Genomic DNA, 17,880 nt, shown 5'->3' on the forward strand with positions numbered 1-17,880 from the left:
AGAAAAAACCTTGTCAGTTTTTTGGAACAGTGACAAGGCTAAATGCGAATTTACAATATTTCGCTAAAGGTTTATCAATAAAAATTGGCGGTTAAAACGGGCATTTTTTGCTAAACAGCTAAATGTTTTCTTCGGAATCAATCGACTCGATATGCGAAGCTATATTTTCTAAAAGTTCATCTGGTGTCATTCCTGCTGCAAATTGCTGGTCGAAATCCTGTTCTTCAACTTTTTCTGAATTGATGTTTGTGGCACATTTCTCTAAACTTGCCGAATTTTTAATGTCAATTAGTTTTTGCAAAACCTCAGCATCATCCAAACTTTCAATCCAGCCGATGAGATTTTTTCGGGCTTCAAACAATGAATTTTTCATTTTTTTAATTTGCTACGTCTGAAATAAATTTAATACGCAACATCCGGACTTCTTCGTCGCTAAGATCATCACCAAATTCTGCGAGCAAAATTTTCATGCTGTCGCTTTCACTTTCGCCCATAAAAGACATAAAATCTTCCACAATATCTTCGTCAAAATTTTCGTCAATATAATAATCAATATTCAGTTTAGTTCCCTGATAAACAATGCGTTCCATTTCTTTCAAAAGATCGTCCATGGAGAGATTTTTCGCTTTCGCAATGTCTTCAAGATCAATTTTTTTGTCGGTGCTCTGGATAATAAAAACTTTGTGGCTGGATTTGTTCGCCACGGTTTTCATCACCATATCCTGCGTCCGCTCGATATTATTTTCTTCGACATATTTCCTGATAAAATCCGCAAAATCCTTTCCGTATTTTTTAGCTTTGCCGTCGCCAACACCGTAAATATTCCCGATTTCCTCCACCGTAATCGGATATTGCACCGTCATATCTTCAAGGCTTGGATCCATAAAAATGGTGTACGGCGGTTTTCCGAGCTTTTTCGCCACGGTTTTCCTCAATTCTTTCAGCTGTGAAAATAAAACTTCGTCTAAGCCGCCGCTCGCTTGGGACTGTCCCTTATCGGCATTTGCTTTCGTTTGTTCCAGGTTATATTCTCGGTCTTCGGCAATGAAAAATATGTTTTCCTTCTTTTCTGCAAGTGCTTTCTGTCCTTTTTCGGTAAGTTTTAAAACGCCATAGGTTTCAATATCTTTTTGAAGGAAATTCTGCACCGTCGCCTGACGGATAATCGTTTTCCAAAAGTTTTCGTTTTCTTTTTTTCCGATACCAAAATGTTTCGTGGTCTCTAATTTATAGGATTTTGTGACCGGATTTTCTTTACCGACAATTACCGAGATTAAATCTTTGGTTTTAAATTTTTCCTCTAAATCTTTCACCAATTGCAATAGCGTAATCAGTTCCTTCGACGCATCTTTCAGCACCGGCGGATTTACAGCATTGTCGCACATTCCTGCGCCCTGACCGTTTTTCGGGTCGAACTGTTCACCAAAATAGTACAGGATATATTGGCGGCGACTCATCGAAGTTTCCACATAACCCACGACTTCATTTAAAAGCTGCAAACCGATCTCACGTTCCGAAACTGGTTTTTGTGCTAAAAATTTCTCAAGTTTTTCAATGTCTTTCGGATCGTAAAAAGCCAGACAATAACCTTCGCCGCCGTCTCTTCCGGCGCGGCCGGTTTCCTGGTAATAACTTTCAAGCGATTTCGGGATATCGTAATGAATCACAAAACGCACATCGGGTTTATCGATTCCCATTCCGAAAGCGATGGTGGCAACAATGACGTCGGCATCTTCCATCAGAAATTTATCCTGATTCATGACGCGCGTTTTTTGGTCGAGACCGGCGTGGTATGGCAAAGCATTAATTCCGTTCACCTGAAGAACCTGCGCAAATTCTTCCACTTTTCTCCGGCTTAAACAGTACACAATTCCGGATTTACCTTTTCGTGCATTGATGAATTTTACGATTTCGCGGTCGATATTTACCTTTGGTCTTACTTCGTAAAAAAGATTCGGGCGGTTAAAACTTTCTTTGAAAACCACGGCATTGTTCATTCCCAGAGTTTTCTGAATGTCATCCTGAACTTTCGGAGTAGCCGTCGCGGTTAAAGCAATTACGGGAACATCCGCAATTTTATCAATTATCGATTTCAAATTCCGGTATTCCGGGCGGAAATCGTGTCCCCATTCGGAAATACAGTGCGCTTCATCGATGGCGACGAAAGAAATTTCAACTTCTTTTAAAAATTCCTGATATTCTTCTTTAATTAAAGATTCCGGCGCAACATATAAAAGTTTTGTAACACCAGAACGGATATCATCAAAAACCTGTTTCGTCTGGGTTTTATTTAAAGAAGAATTCAGAACGTGTGCGACACCTTCCACAGATGAAAGTCCATTGATAGCGTCCACCTGGTTTTTCATCAACGCGATAAGCGGTGAAACTACGATCGCTGTTCCGTCCGACATCAGGGCGGGTAATTGATAGCAAAGTGATTTTCCGCCACCGGTGGGCATCAGCACGAATACGTCTTTACCTTCCAGCAGCGTGTTTATAATGGTTTCCTGTTGACCTTTAAATGTGGAAAAACCGAAATATTTCTTGAGCTCTTTGGATAGATCGGTATTGGATGTTTTCATTTTCAATTTCATATTTATATAACGGCTCCTCTTTCCTCGTCTAAAACATCGCCGCTCAAAAATTTAGAATTAATCTAAGAAGATAGATATTGTTTCCTAAATTTGCATTGTAACCAAAGTTAAAAAATTAAAATTACAATTTAGTCCTACTTTGCGATTTTATCACGACCGAAGCATTTGTGCTGTTTCGCGAAAAAACGCGAGCTTAGAATTTATTACCAAAAAAAATAGGACCTAAAATGGCAAATTTTTACCAAATTTAATGAATACTCAGAACATTCTAAACCTCGCTCAACACGCACTTTCCGTTGAAATCGCCGAGCTTGAAGCCCTAAAAAACCGTCTTGATTCCGAATTCGTGCGCGCGGTAGAAATCATCAATAAAAGCTCCGGAAAATTAATTGTCGTAGGAATTGGCAAATCCGCGCACGTCGGCAATAAAATGGTTGCCACGCTAAACTCTACAGGAACACCAGCGCAATTTTTACACGCTTCGGAAGCAATTCACGGTGATTTGGGTGTTATTCAAAAATCCGATGTTGTACTTTGTATTTCCAACTCCGGAAATTCGCCGGAGATTGTGACGCTTTTACCATTTTTGAAGGAATATTCCGCGGCGCTTATCGGCATGACCGGAAACTCAAAAAGTAAACTAGCGGAATTTTCTGACGTTATTTTAGACACTTTTGTGGAAAAGGAAGCTTGCCCGATTAAGCTCGCGCCCACAAGTTCCACCACAGTTCAAATGGCTTTGGGAGATGCTTTGGCGGTTTGCTTAATGGAACTCAATGGTTTTAAAGAAAACGATTTTGCTAAATTTCATCCAGGCGGAAGTTTAGGTAAAAATCTTACGGCCAAGGTTGAACAGTTTTTATCACCGCAAAAACCTCAGGTTTCACCGGATTCTTCGGTGCGGGACATTATTATTTCCGTAAGCAGTTCTAAGCACGGTATTACGGTGGTTACGGATGCTGAAAAAATTACCGGTGTAATTACCGACGGTGATTTGCGGCGGATGCTCCTCAGCGACCGCGATCTTACGGAGCTTAAAGCTGACGATATTATGAGCAAAAATCCGAAAAGCGTGGATAAAAATTCTTTAGCAAAAGAAGCGATGCAGATTTTAAAAGATAAAAATATCGGTCAGCTTATCGTGACGGATAACGGAAAATATTTCGGTATTATTGATATTCACCGGCTTTTGGATGAAGGAATTAATTAGCACTTGCCGATTTCTAGCCATTTCAAAAAAAAACGGTCAAAAAGCACGGAATTTTTAGAAATAGAATATTTGGAACATATTAAATTTATTCAGCAATTAATTTATAATTTCGCAACTGCAGAAAAAAACCGCTTTACCGGCGGACTCGTACATAATTAAAATAAATTTTCGTGACCGAAAAAAAAGAAATGTCCTTTCTCGGGCATATAGGTGAATTAAGAGCACATTTAGTCCGTTCTCTCATTGCGATAGTGGTTTGTGCCATCGTTATCGGTTTCAATGTAAACTGGATTATGGACCATATTTTTTTCGGGCCTACACGCAATGATTTTTTAACTTTTCGTGTGGTGAATCATTTTTCGCGCGAACTCATCGGTGAAAACAGCATCACGCTTCCCGGAAATTTTGCTGTTCAGCAGAAAAAACTTTTCGAGCAGTTCAACGTGATGATGGCAGTTTCCATTTTTGGTGGAATGGTTGCAGCTTTTCCTTATTTAATCTGGGAGTTATGGCGCTTTATCTCGCCGGCTTTACATCCGAAAGAAAGAAAAAATTCGGTTTTCTTAATCAATTTTGTCTGGATTTTATTTGCGGTTGGAATTCTTTGCGGCTACTTTTTAATCTTGCCTTTCGCTATAAATTTTGGTTTGCTTTTCAAAGTTTCAGACAGCATCACGCAGCTTTTTGATTTGACAGATTACACCACTTTATTTATGCAGATTGTTTTAGGAATGGGAATGGTTTTCCTTTTTCCGGTGATTGTTTATTTCCTTACTTCGATCGGAATTCTTACGCCGCAATTCATGCGGAAATACCGCCGGCACGCGATTGTTTTAATTATGGTTGTAGCAGCGATTATCACACCTGCCGATGTTTTAAGCATGATGATGGCCGCTTTACCGCTGCTTTTGCTATACGAATTCAGCATTTTGATGTGTGCTTACACCTTCAAAAAAGTGCAGAAAAGAAATCTGGAAAGCACGGAACTTCAAAAATAAAAAATAAAAAAACGGCCTATTTGACCGTTTTTTTTGTTTTACTGTTCTACAAATTCTTTTAAATTTTTACCTAAAATTTCAGTCCAGCCGTTGTTAAAGCTTTCCTTTTGAAAGTCGGTGCCGAGGTGCTTAAAATTTTCGAGGCCTTTATGCGTGATTTTTACCAAAGTTTTGTCGCCGTCTTCCTCAAGCTCCCATTTCACAATGCTCTTGTCTTTCGAAAGTTCGGGGTAAGTCCAGGTATGCTTTAGCTTGCGCTCCGGAATTATTTCTAAGATTTCACAGCGGTGGTGATATTTTTTAGCCTCGCCCGGCTCATAAAAATTGAATTCTTTATGAGTTTCAAGCTCAAAATCTGGAATATCGAAATACCATTTTTTCATCAGTGCTTTATCAGTCAAAGCTTGCCAAACCTTTTCTACCGGCGCATTGATCTCCTTTTTTACGACAACATTTTCGTGCATAACAGTAATTTTTTGTTGATGCTAATAAAGTTACCACAAATTTCAAACATAGATAAAAGTATTCGCCTGATTTAATTCATTCTTTAATTTTAAATTACATTTGTGCGCATTTAAATGTAAAATTTTAATTCATTTTATTTTTTAAAAGTGAACGAAATTAACCAAAGTCAATGAAAGTTCTGAAGAAAATTATGATAGCAGTTTTAATATTAATTTCAGTTTTGGTGGTTTCCGGCTATTTTATTTTGCAGCACCCCAAATTCGGGAAAGCGCCGTCGGGAAAGCGCTTGGAAAGAATTAAAAAGTCGCCGCATTATAAAAATAATAGTTTTGACAATCTGAATTTTACGCCGCAACTCGCGGAAGATACTTCGATGCCGAAAGTGATGTACCGCTTTTTGTTTGGTAAAAATGGAAATGCCAAACCGCAGCAGAAATTCAATTTCACCAAAAGCAATCTAAAAAATTTAAATCCGAATGAAAACGTCTACGTTTGGATGGGACATTCTTCCTATTTTCTGCAGATTGACGGCAAAAAAATTCTGGTTGATCCGGTTTTCAGCGGAAATGCCTCACCATTTTCATTCACCACGAAAGCATTTGGAGGTTCAGATGTATACACGACAGACGACATTCCGGAGCTTGATTATCTTATAATTTCGCACGATCATTGGGATCACCTCGATTACGAAACCGTGACAAAACTGCTGCCGAAAGTCAAGCAGGTAATCACCGGTTTGGGAACAGGCGAACATCTGGAATATTGGGGTTATAAGCCTGAAAAAATTATCGAACTGGATTGGGGCGAAAGCGCAGATTTAGGAAACGGTTTTAAAGTTTATGCCGAAACAGCGCGGCATTTTTCCGGCAGAACATTCAAAAGAAATCAGGCAATTTGGGCAAGTTTTGTTTTCGAAACACCACAGCGAAAAATTTATCTCGGCGGCGATTCCGGTTTTGATGACCACTTTGAAAAAATCGGTAAAAAACACGGCGGTTTTGAACTTGCAATTTTAGAACTTGGGCAGTATAATAAAGACTGGCGCTATATTCATATGTTGCCCGAAGAATTTCTGGTTGCAGCGAAAAACCTAAACGCGAAGCACATCATTCCGGTTCACAATTCGAAATTTGAGCTTTCACTGCACAGCTGGAAAGAACCTCTGGAGAAAATTACCGCGCTAAACAAAATCGAAAAATTACCGCTTATAACGCCCAAAATTGGTGAAATTGTTCATTGGCAGGATGACACCAAAACTTACGAAAATTGGTGGGAAGCTTATGATTAACCGTTTGGAACGAATTTTTCTGAATTAAAAATTCGCCGTTAAAACGCCTGATTTTTGCAAAACGGCGAAAAACTAAAACTAAAACTAAAAACCATGAAAAAAACATTACAGATTGCCAACGGCTTCGCTTTAGTTTTCACCATTATCTTCAATTATTTAAGCAACACGGGCATTTTCGACGGTAAAACGATCGGTGATGTTTCCGACCAATACAAAACTTTAATTACACCCCCAGGTTATGCTTTTTCGATTTGGGGTTTAATCTACCTTTTCATGCTGGCTTTCGTAATTTATACCGGCCGAAGTTTATTTAAACCCGAAAAAAACGACACTGACAAATTTGTAGAAAAAATAGGTTGGTGGTTCGTTCTTTCCTGTGTTGCAAACTGTTCCTGGATCGTCGTTTGGTTGTATGGTTACGCAGGTTTTTCAGTTTTAATTTTAATTGTCGCGCTGGTTTCTTTGCTAATGATTTTAATACCAGCTTTAGATTTTGCTAAAAGCGGCTTAAAAAAGTGGTTAATAAGCTTTCCATTTCAGATTTACGCCGGTTGGATGAGTGTTGCGCTGATTGTTGCCACCGCTTCTTGGCTGCAAAAAATTGGCTGGAACGGTTTCGGCATTCCGGAAGCGGCCTGGACCATTATTCTAATCAGCATTGCTACTGTTATTCATCTATTGATGACGTGGAGAAAAAATGCTCCGTTTTTCGCATTTGTCGGAGCTTGGGCTTTTGTCGCAATTGCGCAGTCAAACAGCGACACCAATTCTGTCGTTAACACTTACGCGATTATTGCAGCGGTTGTTTTAGTAATCAGCAGCGTTATCCATTTATTTAAATTTAAAACTGCCACCGCCCAACCTTAATTTTAAAATCTTTAGTGTCTTTAAGGCTAAAAAAATAGTTTCGTAAATTTGAGGAAATTCAAAAAAATGTCATTTAAGCAGCTAATTTTTTCCGTGTTCTTTCTGTTTTTCATTTCCTGCAATGCACAGAATCTTTCTAAACTTCAACCTTTGGATGCGGAGCTGACTACTGTAAAATATCCGTTTCCGGTTCATTTTAAAGAAGTGAAAAACCAAGGACAAAACTTGAAAATGGCTTTCATGGATGCAAAACCTGAAAAACCAAACGGTAAAACCATTGTTCTACTTCACGGTAAAAATTTCAACGGATATTATTTCGAACAAACCGCGAAAGCGCTTTTAAAAGAAGGTTTTCGCGTCATAATGCCGGATCAGATTGGTTTCGGGAAATCGTCGAAACCGAAACAGTATCAATTCAGTTTTCAGCAACTTGCAGAAAATACCAAAATTATTTTAGATGATATAAAAATCGAAAAATTTATCCTTTTAGGCCATTCAATGGGCGGAATGTTGGCCACGAAAATCGCAGTGATGTATCCCGAAAGCGTGGAAAAACTCATCCTGGAAAATTCGATTGGTCTGGAAGATTACCGGAACTTTTCACCATACCAAAACATCGATCAATTGTACGCTTCCGAGCTTAAAAACACCTACCATTCCTACAAAGATTATCAGCTGAAATTTTACTACGACGGAAAATGGAAACCTGAATACGACCCGTGGCTGAATCTTTTAGCTGGCTGGACGATTTCAAAAGATTTCCCGATAACTGCCTGGAACGCCGCGCTGACCACCGATATGATTTACACGCAACCTGTGGTTGACGATTTTGAAAAAATTACAGCGCCAACGCTTTTAATCATCGGTACGCGGGACAGAACCGCGATTGGCAAAGGAAATGCACCGAAAGAATTGCAGCCGCTGATGGGACTTTACCAAAATTTAGGCAAAGAAACCCAGAAAAAAATTAAAGGTTCTAAACTTGTAGAGCTGGAAAATGTAGGACATTCGCCGCACATCGAAGTTTTTGACCGATTTATAAAACCGCTGCTGGAATTTATCAAATAAGCATTTAGAAAATGGAAAATTTGCCCTTTTAACGGCAAATTTTTTTGTGCCGGATTTTTTGTAATTTTAAAAAATGGGTCAAAAGGTTTACTATAATGGTGTTTATGGCGAGCAATCGATAAAGTTGGTACGTGAAATCATCAATATTATTCCGTTGGACGATGTTTTCAGCAAATCCGGATATTCCATAAAATCGCACGCGCACCGCAATTTGTTCCAAATTTTCGTGCTTGAAAAGGGCAAAATTAAGCTTTTGGCGAACAACGAAAAATATTCCGTCTCAAAGCCTTCCGTTCTCACGATTCCGCAATCTGTACTTCATGGTTTGGAGTTTGAGCCGGGCTCCAAAGGTTATTTGATTTCACTTTCCGCAAACGCTGTGGACCAAATGCTGAAGTTTGATGTGGCAGTAATTTACGAACTCGACACCATCAGCATTACCGAAATCAATCAGGAAAACCAGCTCGTTCAGGACGCCTATACAACAATTAAAAAATGTATTTTCGAATATCAAAACCAGCTTCCGGGCAAAGATTTGGCGCTGCAATATTTGGTCGGTATGCTTTTGCTGCGGCTTTACCGCATCAGCCAGGCGCACCAAACGCAGATTCACACGCTGAATCAGAACGAAAGAAAGGTTTTCCGAAAATTTAAAAAACTGGTTCAGGAAAATAATTCCATTAAGAAAAAAATCGAAGATTACGCTTCCGAGCTCGGAATTTCTGTAGCGTCGCTCAGCCAAATCTGCAAAACGATTTCCGGTAAAACGCCGAAAGAAGTCATCCTGGATTTCCTGATTTTGAACATCAAATCAACCTTGAAAAATATGGAATACAGCATTTCCGAAGTTTCCTATCAGTTTGATATTGATGATCCGAGCTACTTTGCGCGGCTTTTCAAGCAGAAAACCGGACAAACGCCGAAACAATACCGCGCAAATTATAATTAACCAGCAATTCATCTTCTTTTAAAATCGCATCTTAAACCGCCAATTTTTCTGGTATTTCCAATTTATCCTAGTAATAATTGAAAAAATCCTATTTTTCTGGAAATAAGAGTGGTAAATTCGGTATTCAATTAAGTTACAGCAATTTAACTTTAAAAATATGAGCACTAATGGCAGATTTTCCCAGAATTACAAGCGTTGAAGCGGACATTATTGAACTGCCGACCATTCGTCCGCACAAACTGTCGATGACCACCATGATGAGCCAAACAATGGTAATCATTAAAATTACCTCGGACGACGGAATTATCGGCTGGGGCGAAGCAACCACAATCGGTGGAATGACCTACGGTCCAGAATCTCCGGAGGCGATGAAACTCACCATCGAGCGATATATTTCGCCATTACTGAGCGGGAAAGATGCTTCAAATATCAATGCTTTAATGCTTGATATCAATAAAAATGTGAAAGGCAGCACATTTGCAAAAGCAGGAATAGAAACCGCCTTGCTTGATGCTTTGGGAAAAAGACTGAATGTTTCCGTTTCGCAGCTTTTGGGCGGTGCAGTTCGCATAGAACTTCCGGTTTTATGGACTTTAGCCAGCGGTAATACCGAAAAAGATATCGAGGAAGCTCAGTATTTAATTTCAATCAACCGGCATGACACTTTTAAACTCAAAATCGGCAGTAACGAACCAAAAAAAGATGTTGCACACGTTGTCGCAATTAAAAAAGCGCTGGGCGAAAACATTAAAATTACGGTTGACATTAACCAAGCCTGGGACGAATTTACCGCAAAAACCTGGATTAAAGTTTTACAGGAAAACGGCGTGGATTTAATTGAACAGCCGATTATTAAAACCAATTTTGACGGTTTAGCACGCTTAACCGAATTTTTCCATGTTCCGATTATGGCGGATGAAGCTGTTGCAACCACTGAAGATGCGATGAAACTTGCAAAAATTCACGGTGGAAGCGTTTTCGCTGTTAAAATTATGAAAGCCGGAGGTTTGTACAATTCCGCGAAAATAGCGGCAATTGCAGATGCTGCAGATATTGCGCTTTACGGCGGCACAATGCTCGAAGGCACCATCGGTTCGGTTGCTTCGGCGCACGTTTTCAGCACTTTTAATAAGTTGCAATGGGGCACCGAACTTTTCGGTCCGTTGCTCCTGACGGACGATATTGTAACCAACCCGATGGTTTTCAAAGACCGCCAACTTTCCGTCCCGAATAGTCCGGGTCTCGGAATTGAAATTGACACCGATAAACTCAATCACTTTAAAAGAAAATAAATCATGGTATACGTAGTAGAAATGGATGTGAAAATCCCTGAAAGCTGGGATGAAGACAAGTTAAAAAGCTTCCTTGAAAGAGAAAAAGAGACGTCTCAAAAATGGCAAAATTCCGGGAAGTGGAAACATCTTTGGCGTGTGGCAGGAAAATATTCTAATATCAGCATACTGGATGTTGAAAGTCCGGAAGAACTGCATGAAATCATCAGCTCTCTCCCACTTTTCCCATACATGAATATAAAAGTGACAAGCATTTGCAAACACCCAAATGCCATCAAAGAAAATTTACTATAATCAAAAGAATATTAATAAAAAAATTACGAATTATGTTGACAAGAGAACAGATAGACGAAGTTTACGACAAAATAGTTTCTAAAGAAAGCGCTGAAGCCGGAAATCCGCGCGTGAAAGAAATCACTAACCGATTGCTGAAAGATCTATTTTATGCGATGGTTGATCTTAATATCACATCTGAAGAAATGTGGCACGCCGCCGATTTTCTGCGCGAAGTTGGCGAAACCAACCAATGGGGACTGGTGTTCGCCGGAACCGGAATTGAACATTTTATCGACGTTATGGAAGATCAGGCAGACAAAGAAGCCGGTATTGAAGGCGTTACCGCAAGAACCATTGAAGGGCCGCTTTACGTTGCCGGCGCACCGGAAACCCAATCGTACGCTGAGCTTGAAAATGATCCGGAAGAAAACCGGGATTTGGAAAGATTTTATATGGAAGGTCAGATTAAAGATGTTCACGGAAATCCTGTCGAAGGTGCTTTACTTGAGGTCTGGCATTGCAACGGAAACGGAATGTATTCCTATTTCGATACTTCGCAATCGGAATTCAATTTACGACGCGCGATCAAAGTTGGAGCGGATGGTAAATATAAATTCAAAACCATTGTTCCGCCAGGATACGCGTGTCCTCCGGGAAGCCCAACTGAACGACTAATGTCGATGCTTGGCAGACATGGCGCAAGACCGGCGCATATTCACTTTTTTGTGACACATCCGGATTACCGCAAACTCACCACGCAAATCAATATTGAAGGCGATCCATTAATCTACGACGATTTTGCTTTTGCAACGCGCGAGGAACTCGTACCGCATATCAGCAGACACACGGCCGAAGAAGCGGAAGCAAACGGTTACGAAAAAGAACCTTATGCGCACGCAACTTTTAATTTCTCAATAATTAAAGAAGTTAAAGCGCCAGACGACGGTGAAAACCACCGTTCACGAGCTTCCTACGAAAACGCGTAGCTCACCAAAATAGCAAATCTGCCAAACTCTTCATTTTCGGATGTGGAGTTTTGGCAATATAAATATCACAAAAAATGCCCAAAATAACCGTCAATAAAGCCGTTTTAAATTACAAATTCCTGGACAACGGAAAAGCTGAAACCTTGGTTTTTTCAAATTCCCTCGGGACGAATTATTCCATGTGGGCGAAGCAGGAAAATGAACTTTCGAAACATTTCAACCTTTTATTTTCCGATACTCGCGGTCATGGAGAAAGCGAAACAACCGACGGCGATTACTCTGCTGAACTTTTAGGAAATGATATTTTGGAGCTGACAGAAATTTTAGGCTTTAAAAGCTTTATTTTTTGCGGTTTATCGATGGGCGGATTAGTCGGACAATGGCTGGCGCTAAATGGCGGATCGCGCGTTGAAAAGCTCATTTTATGCAATACTTCTCCTAAAATCGGAACGAAGGAAAGCTGGAATGAGAGAATTTCAATTGTTAAAACTAAAGGACTGAAACCTGTTGGCGAAAACACCGCCGAAAAATGGTTTACCGATGATTTCATTAAAAACGAACCTGAAGAAGTTCAGCAAATTTTAGAAAATTTCAAAAAAAATTCAGCCCAGGGTTATTCTTCATGTTGCGCTATGGTTCGCGATGCAGATTTTAGTGAAGAGATAAAAAACATCGAAAAACCGGTTTTAATTATTTCCGGAAGTGAAGATCCGGTAACTACCGTCGATGACGGAAATAAGATGCAGAAACTCATTAAAAATTCACAGCATATAATTTTAAATGCAAGACATTTATCGGCTTTTGAATGTCCAAAAGAATTTAATGACGCTCTGCTGAATTTTTTGAAATAAAGAAAAATTTGCCGCTTTAAGGGCAAAAAAATATGAAGTGTCTTTTGCAATCATTTTAAATTATTGTAAACCATTTGATTAAAATTTAAAACTCAAGTAATGAAAAATGTACCACAAATAAGTCCAAAAGAAGCTGCCAAACTCGTAAAAAGTGGTGATACACTTTTGCAAGGCGGCTTCGGCATGACAGGAAATCCGGTTCACCTAATGCACGCGCTTGCGGAAACGGAAACCAAAGATTTAACATTTATAGGAAATAATGTTGGCGAACCCGGTCTCGGTGGCGGGCGGCTTTTGCGAAACGGACAGTTAAAAAAAATGATCGGTTCGTTTTTCACATCAAATCCCGAAGCGGTGAAATCCGCACAAAATGGTGATGTTAAATATGAGCTTATTCCGCAGGGAACTTTAGCTGAAGCGGTGCGCGCAGGCGGCGCAGGTATTGGTGGTTTTTATACCGTAACCGCAGCAGGAACCGAAATCGCAAAAGGCAAAGAAACGAAAGTAATCAACGGAAAAGAAATGGTTTTTGTTCCCGCAATTCGCGGAAATGTCGCCTTTGTCCGCGCCTGGAAAGCTGATGCCGCCGGTAATCTGCAGTATCGGATGACCGAGCAGAACTTTAATAAAGCTTTTGCGACCGCCGCAGATTTGGTCATAGCTGAAGTTGAGGAAATCGTAGAAGTTGGCGAAATTGCTCCGGAAAATATTCATACGCAAGGCTGCTACGTTGATTATTTGGTACAGGCGCACACCACTTTGGAAGAATTGGGAAGTTCTGGCTCAGTAAATAAATCGAAAGTAGTTTCCGAAAAGCGGATGAATATGGCAAAACGCGCTTTAGCTGAACTGCGTAAAGGCGAAGTCGTGAATTTAGGAATTGGAATTCCAACCTTAGTAGCTGATTTAATTACACCCGAACACGGAATAATTTTACACACCGAAAACGGAATGCTCGGCGTAGGTCCCGTTCCACAAGACGGCGGCGGCGCAATGGATTATCCGGTAAATGCGGGCAAAATTCCAGTAACAGCGCTTCCGGGAACTAGCTATTTTGACAGCGCGGAATCGTTCGCGATGATTCGCGGTGGTCACGTAGATACCGCCGTAATGGGCGGTTTGCAGGTAGATGAAGCCGGAAATTTAGCAAACTGGGCAGTCCCGGGAGAACCGCTTTTGGGTGTTGGCGGCGCAATGGATTTAGCATCCGGTGCGAAAAAACTCATCATTACCATGATGCACACGGAAAAAGACGGAACTTCGAAAATAGTTCCCGTTTGCGACTTGCCATTAACCACGAAAGGTGCGGTAGACATGGTGATTACTGATTTGGCGGTTTTCCGCTATTTAAATGGTAAACTAACTTTAACCGAATTATTACCCGGTGCAACCATTGAAGAAATACGCGAAAAAACAGCTGCAAAATTCGAAGAAAAACTGCAGTAAACTTTTGCAAAAGCACGGCTGTTTTCGAAATTAAATTTTAATTATGAGCCCAATTACCGGCTTTAGAAACTTTGTTTTTTCACCCATCATCATTTATATTTTCCGGTGTTGGGTGGGATTTACAATTGGTTTTTGGCTCATGAAACAATTTCCAAATTTCGATCTTTTTTGGGCGTTGCTTTCAATTATGCTGGTCATCTCGCCGGAAGGCAAAGATTCTCCACGCCTGACGATGGAACGTGTAAAAGCCAACTTAATCGGTGCTTTATCTGCGTTCGTGGTGATTGCTGTGCCCGTAGATATTTTTTACAGAATTTTGGTTGGAATTCTGATTGCAGCCTTGCTGTGTAATTTATTTAATCTGCTGAACGTTTCGCGCACCGCTGTCGTTGCCATTATTATCATTCTGATTGAAAAACCAAACGACGGTTTTATGGCATCGATAGATCGCTTTCTTTCGGTTCTGGTTGGGTGTACAATCGGACTTTTGGTTGTGATTTTTACCGGCTCTATGGCCAAATTTTTACATAAAAACATTTTGAAGATTGGGGACAGAGTCAATGACGAATCTTAAAAAATTAAAAAAACGTATCTTTAAGACTTAAAAAAATAATTTAGATGACAGGCAAAAACGCATATATTATTGATGGAACCCGCTCTGCAATTGGGAATTTTAAAGGAAGTCTGGCGCCGGTAAGAACCGATGATTTAATGGCGTCCGTAATTAAAAGTTTAATTGAAAAAAATCCGAATGTTCCGGTTGATAAAATTGATGATGTAATTATCGGCTGCGCAAACCAAGCCGGTGAAGACAACCGAAATATTGCCAGAATGTCGCTGCTTTTGGCAGGACTTCCGGTAACCGTTCCGGGTGAAACCGTAAACAGACTTTGTGCCTCGGGAATGAGCGCAATCGTTCAGGCGTCGCGCGCAATAAAATCAGGTGAAGGAGATCTTTTTATCGCCGGCGGCGTGGAAGGAATGTCACGTGGACCATACGCAATTTCAAAAACTGAAAATGCTTTTGGAACGGATCAGAAAATGTACGACACGAGTTTTGGCTGGCGTTTCATCAACCCGCAAATGGAAAAAATGTACGGCACCGATGCAATGGGGAAAACCGCTGAAAATTTGGCTGAAATGTTCCATATTTCGCGTGAAGAGCAGGATGAATTTGCTTTAAACTCTCAGCAAAAAGCTAAAAAGGCGCAGGACAGTGGACGATTAGCCGAAGAAATCTCGGATATCGTGATTCCACAAAGGAAAGGTGAACCAACCGTGGTAAATCAGGACGAATTTATCAAGCCCAACTCCACTATGGAGATTTTAGGTAAACTGCGCGCTGCATTTGTAAAGGAAAACGGAACCGTTACTGCCGGAAATGCCTCAGGACTTAATGACGGTGCAGCTGCGGTAATTGTAGCTTCAGATGAAGCTGTAGAAAAATATAATCTGAAGCCTTTGGCAAAAATCGTTACATCCGCTGTTACCGGAACTGAACCCAGAATTATGGGAATTGGTCCCGTAGATGCTACAAAACTGGCGTTGAAAAGAGCAAATTTAACGCTGGAACAAATGGACGTTATTGAACTTAATGAAGCGTTTTCTGCTCAAAGCATTGCGGTATTGAAAGGGCTAGAAATTGCACACGACGATCCACGCGTGAATATCAACGGTGGTGCAATTGCACTTGGTCACCCACTGGGAATGAGTGGAACGCGAATCACCTACTCCGCTGCTTTGGAATTGAATAAAACCGGAAAAAAATACGCCTTAGCTACAATGTGTATCGGTGTGGGACAGGGCTACGCGGTGATTTTGGAGAACACCAACGTTTAAAAATTTCACAAAAATTAGTAAAAAAGCCGGGAAAAATTTTTCCGGCTTTTTTTGCCTGCTTTAGGAGCAGATTTTTTGGTTTCTTCGAAAGATAAAATAACCGGACTTCTAGCCCCGATTGCAGCGGCATCCTTTTGCGGAACGAAGTGCAGCAAAAGATACAGCGCAAAGCGCGTTGAAATTTTGAAAGAAGCGAAAACCGTGTTGCTCCTAAAAATTTTAGTGTGCCTGAACTTTTGAAGGATCGTCGTAATTCACCATCCAGTTGATGCCGAATTTGTCCCTCCACATCCCAAAATAAGCGCCCCAAAACGTGTCGGAAAGCGGCATTGTAACATTTCCGCCGACAGAAAGCCCGTGGAAAACGCGGTCTGCTTCTTCGCGGGAATCAGTGTTTATAGAAAGCGAAATGTTGTTGCCAACCTGGTGCTCGTGCACGCCCGGCATTGTGTCGCTGCCCATCAAAATGGTTTCTTGGGAAATCGGGAGCGTGATGTGCATGATTCTGCTTTTCACGTCATCCGAAAGTGGTGGCATTCCTTCTGCGGGCGGCATATCGCCGAATCTGCCGACCATCGGAAATTCTCCGCCAAAAACGGATTTGTAGAAAATGAAAGCTTCTTCGCAGTTGCCGTCGAAGGTTAAATACGCGTTAATTGATGCCATGCTTTTATTAGTGATTAATTTTTAATGATAAATGGATAGTTGAGAGTTGAGAGTTGACAATTAATAATTAATTTTCAGTTCCATTTTGATGTTTGCGCGTTCGTAAGGAGTTTCTTTATCCAGCGGAACTTCTACAAAGCCAAACTTTTCATACATCGCAAGTGCGGGTTTTAAGCTGCGGTTGGAAAGTAAAATCAACTTTTCGAGCCCTAATTTTTTAGCTTCGCGAAGCGAATGCTCCATTAAAATTTTGCCGATGCCTTGACCTTGAAAATTTTCAGTTACCGCCATTTTTGCAAGTTCGTAACCGTCGTGTTCTTTTAACAGTGCGGCTGTTCCAACAATTTTATCGCCGGCTTTTGCCAGAAAAATTTTGCCGCCTTTAGCGATGATTTCTGTTTCGGGATTTGAAAGCTGATGTTCATCAAAATCCTCTACAACAAAATATTTCTGAAGCCATTCTACATTAAGGTTTTTAAAATCGTCGCGGTATTGCGGTTCAAAATCTATGATTTCTATGTCCACTTTTTTAATTGTTAATTGTTGATAATTGGTAATTGATAGTTAACAATTAATATTTAACCATTAATAATTAACCATTATCACTGGTTTGTCCAGTTGGTTTTGTAGGTTAATTTTCCGTCGTAGCTTTTCCACTCGCCGACAAATTCGACGAACTGTCTTTCAATTTGCTGCGTTTTTTTGTTCCAGAAAAAGGTGTAAATCATTTTGCCGGTAAAAATCCCGGAATGCGGACCGCTCGGTTCTTCCGCAAGTTCGTATTCACCAAAAACCATATTTCTCTTTTTGCCGTCTTTGTATTTGGTGAGTGTGAGTTTTCCTTCGAATTTGCTTAAATTATTTTCAACCAAAGTGTTTCCGGACAGAAAATATTGCTGGTCATTTTTCCGGTTTTGCTGGGAGAGATTTATTTTGACCTTAATGGGCATTTTTTCCGGGCCGATTGTACCGGAATAAGGTTGCGATTTATTGAGCCAAACTTCGGAAATATTCGGCATTTGCGCAGTTACAAAACTGCTGATCAAAATTAAAAGAAAGAAGATTTTTTTCATTTTTTTGTGTTT

General features: G+C 40.4%; 19 protein-coding genes. 13 read left to right on the forward strand and 6 right to left on the reverse strand.

Annotation, left to right across the window (positions count from 1 at the left end; all coding sequences use genetic code 11):
• Nucleotides 1–118: 118 nt before the first annotated feature.
• Together BMZ55_RS02860 and recQ are read right to left on the reverse strand one after the other, a co-directional pair.
• A complete protein-coding gene (locus BMZ55_RS02860; protein WP_089818476.1) occupies nucleotides 119–373 on the reverse strand; it encodes a hypothetical protein in 255 nt (84 codons plus the stop codon).
• Nucleotides 374–377: 4 nt separating this feature from the next.
• Nucleotides 378–2,582 (reverse strand): DNA helicase RecQ, encoded by a 2,205-nt coding sequence (gene recQ / locus BMZ55_RS02865; RefSeq protein ID WP_089819390.1) that lies wholly within the window; start codon nucleotides 2,580–2,582, stop codon nucleotides 378–380.
• A 262-nt stretch (nucleotides 2,583–2,844) separates the two neighbouring features.
• Here recQ and BMZ55_RS02870 point away from each other — a divergent pair, with 262 nt between their 5' ends.
• On the forward strand, nucleotides 2,845–3,804 hold the full coding sequence (locus BMZ55_RS02870) for a KpsF/GutQ family sugar-phosphate isomerase (RefSeq protein ID WP_089818478.1): 960 nt from the start codon (nucleotides 2,845–2,847) through the stop codon (nucleotides 3,802–3,804).
• 170 nt (nucleotides 3,805–3,974) lie between these two features.
• Nucleotides 3,975–4,802, forward strand: coding sequence for a twin-arginine translocase subunit TatC (gene tatC / locus BMZ55_RS02875; RefSeq protein WP_177179774.1), 828 nt, complete (start codon nucleotides 3,975–3,977; stop codon nucleotides 4,800–4,802).
• A gap of 38 nt (nucleotides 4,803–4,840) precedes the next feature.
• Here tatC and BMZ55_RS02880 read toward each other — a convergent pair whose 3' ends face one another.
• Nucleotides 4,841–5,266 carry an SRPBCC family protein gene (locus BMZ55_RS02880; RefSeq protein WP_089818480.1) on the reverse strand — a complete coding sequence of 142 codons (426 nt, stop codon included), beginning with the start codon at nucleotides 5,264–5,266 and terminating at the stop codon, nucleotides 4,841–4,843.
• A gap of 191 nt (nucleotides 5,267–5,457) precedes the next feature.
• Here BMZ55_RS02880 and BMZ55_RS02885 point away from each other — a divergent pair, with 191 nt between their 5' ends.
• From BMZ55_RS02885 to BMZ55_RS02935, 11 genes are all read left to right on the forward strand, one after another.
• Nucleotides 5,458–6,555 carry an MBL fold metallo-hydrolase gene (locus tag BMZ55_RS02885; RefSeq protein ID WP_233701873.1) on the forward strand — a complete coding sequence of 366 codons (1,098 nt, stop codon included), beginning with the start codon at nucleotides 5,458–5,460 and terminating at the stop codon, nucleotides 6,553–6,555.
• Nucleotides 6,556–6,648: 93 nt separating this feature from the next.
• Nucleotides 6,649–7,422 carry a hypothetical protein gene (locus BMZ55_RS02890; RefSeq protein ID WP_089819394.1) on the forward strand — a complete coding sequence of 258 codons (774 nt, stop codon included), beginning with the start codon at nucleotides 6,649–6,651 and terminating at the stop codon, nucleotides 7,420–7,422.
• Between the two features lie 66 nt (nucleotides 7,423–7,488).
• The gene (locus BMZ55_RS02895) at nucleotides 7,489–8,490 is read left to right on the forward strand and encodes an alpha/beta fold hydrolase (protein ID WP_089818484.1); all 1,002 of its coding nucleotides are present in this window, start codon (nucleotides 7,489–7,491) and stop codon (nucleotides 8,488–8,490) included.
• Nucleotides 8,491–8,563: 73 nt separating this feature from the next.
• Nucleotides 8,564–9,439 carry an AraC family transcriptional regulator gene (locus BMZ55_RS02900; RefSeq protein WP_089818486.1) on the forward strand — a complete coding sequence of 292 codons (876 nt, stop codon included), beginning with the start codon at nucleotides 8,564–8,566 and terminating at the stop codon, nucleotides 9,437–9,439.
• A gap of 167 nt (nucleotides 9,440–9,606) precedes the next feature.
• Entirely contained in the window at nucleotides 9,607–10,731 is a 1,125-nt protein-coding gene (locus tag BMZ55_RS02905; protein WP_089818488.1) for a muconate/chloromuconate family cycloisomerase, read from the forward strand.
• A gap of 3 nt (nucleotides 10,732–10,734) precedes the next feature.
• Nucleotides 10,735–11,025, forward strand: coding sequence for a muconolactone Delta-isomerase (gene catC, locus BMZ55_RS02910; RefSeq protein ID WP_039344317.1), 291 nt, complete (start codon nucleotides 10,735–10,737; stop codon nucleotides 11,023–11,025).
• Nucleotides 11,026–11,057: 32 nt separating this feature from the next.
• Nucleotides 11,058–11,993: a dioxygenase family protein gene (locus BMZ55_RS02915; protein ID WP_221404020.1), complete on the forward strand. Its 936-nt coding sequence runs from the start codon at nucleotides 11,058–11,060 to the stop codon at nucleotides 11,991–11,993.
• A gap of 74 nt (nucleotides 11,994–12,067) precedes the next feature.
• Nucleotides 12,068–12,844: a 3-oxoadipate enol-lactonase gene (gene pcaD / locus BMZ55_RS02920; RefSeq protein ID WP_089818490.1), complete on the forward strand. Its 777-nt coding sequence runs from the start codon at nucleotides 12,068–12,070 to the stop codon at nucleotides 12,842–12,844.
• A 99-nt stretch (nucleotides 12,845–12,943) separates the two neighbouring features.
• A complete protein-coding gene (locus BMZ55_RS11525) occupies nucleotides 12,944–14,290 on the forward strand; it encodes a 3-oxoacid CoA-transferase (protein WP_089818492.1) in 1,347 nt (448 codons plus the stop codon).
• Between the two features lie 43 nt (nucleotides 14,291–14,333).
• Nucleotides 14,334–14,864: an FUSC family protein gene (locus BMZ55_RS02930; RefSeq protein WP_089818494.1), complete on the forward strand. Its 531-nt coding sequence runs from the start codon at nucleotides 14,334–14,336 to the stop codon at nucleotides 14,862–14,864.
• Between the two features lie 44 nt (nucleotides 14,865–14,908).
• Complete coding sequence (locus tag BMZ55_RS02935) at nucleotides 14,909–16,129, forward strand: acetyl-CoA C-acyltransferase (RefSeq protein ID WP_089818495.1); 1,221 nt, start codon at nucleotides 14,909–14,911, stop codon at nucleotides 16,127–16,129.
• Between the two features lie 219 nt (nucleotides 16,130–16,348).
• On the opposite strand, the gene BMZ55_RS02940 is transcribed toward BMZ55_RS02935, so the two are convergent.
• From BMZ55_RS02940 to BMZ55_RS02950, 3 genes are all read right to left on the reverse strand, one after another.
• On the reverse strand, nucleotides 16,349–16,795 hold the full coding sequence (locus tag BMZ55_RS02940) for a VOC family protein (protein ID WP_089818497.1): 447 nt from the start codon (nucleotides 16,793–16,795) through the stop codon (nucleotides 16,349–16,351).
• 60 nt (nucleotides 16,796–16,855) lie between these two features.
• Entirely contained in the window at nucleotides 16,856–17,320 is a 465-nt protein-coding gene (locus tag BMZ55_RS02945) for a GNAT family N-acetyltransferase (RefSeq protein WP_089818499.1), read from the reverse strand.
• Between the two features lie 77 nt (nucleotides 17,321–17,397).
• Complete coding sequence (locus BMZ55_RS02950) at nucleotides 17,398–17,868, reverse strand: hypothetical protein (protein WP_089818501.1); 471 nt, start codon at nucleotides 17,866–17,868, stop codon at nucleotides 17,398–17,400.
• Between the last annotated feature and the right edge of the window lie 12 nt (nucleotides 17,869–17,880).

Source organism: Kaistella treverensis, from assembly GCF_900114045.1.
Taxonomy (GTDB): domain Bacteria; phylum Bacteroidota; class Bacteroidia; order Flavobacteriales; family Weeksellaceae; genus Kaistella; species Kaistella treverensis.